Annotated in this window: 1 pseudogene; it reads right to left on the reverse strand. The window is 42.9% G+C overall.

Going from position 1 to position 848, the window contains the following annotated elements:
- Window positions 1-498: 498 nt before the first annotated feature.
- A pseudogene (locus QQK09_RS18955) lies at window positions 499-848 on the reverse strand (transposase); the annotation flags it as partial.

The following is an 848-nucleotide window of genomic DNA, read 5'->3' on the forward strand; positions in this document are numbered from 1 at the left end:
CAGTTGCGCCGATGGTAGTGTGGGGTCTCCCCATGTGAGAGTAGGTCATCGCCAAGCGCCTAATACGAAAAATCCCTGTTGACTGACGTCAGCAGGGATTTTTTCGTTTTAGCCACTTGATAAATGAGACCTACTCTCGCATGGGAAGGTGGACAGTCTGCCGTAGGTAGTATCAAATCATGGGATAGTAGGGCGAATTGTGCGACAACACAGGTTCATGAGCAATGTCCACCCATCGACAAGCGCCTCTGCGTATCAAAAAACCTCCAAAATAGAAAGTGCATATCGTGCTTCGCCCAATTGTCGGCCTAAAGACCGACCTACAGTTGAAACTCATTTTTTCGTTTTAGCGCTTAGAGGACATTGGCCCACTATATGGGGCAGCAAGAAATGATTAATCATCATTCTCAGATGGTTCACGTTTCGACTGGCCAATACGTATAGTGATACTAGGGCGAATTGTTCGACAGCAATGGTTTATAATACCAATTCCATTAATTAATTGGTCAGATTAGTCCACGATCTTGAACATAATGAAATAACTCTATTGATGTCACTTCTGAAATGATTCCAAGCATTAGCGCATTTTTCTACAATATCGTCATAATCTCTGAAAACGCGATTAGCAATTTAATTTTGTCGCATCCATGACCAGACTTGTTCAATTGGATTTAATTCTGGAGAGTATGGCGGGATGTGGATAATACTTAAATTGGGGAATGCGTCGCCTAAGTATTCTTGATGCCAGCTCGCACCATCCATTATCACTACAGCATGCCGGCCAACCTCAGTTGCGTTTGCAATGAGTGCTAGATGTTCTTTCATTATTTCCATATTACTAAACGGTG

This window comes from Psychromonas marina, assembly GCF_030161115.1.
GTDB classification, from domain to species: Bacteria; Pseudomonadota; Gammaproteobacteria; order Enterobacterales; family Psychromonadaceae; genus Psychromonas; species Psychromonas marina.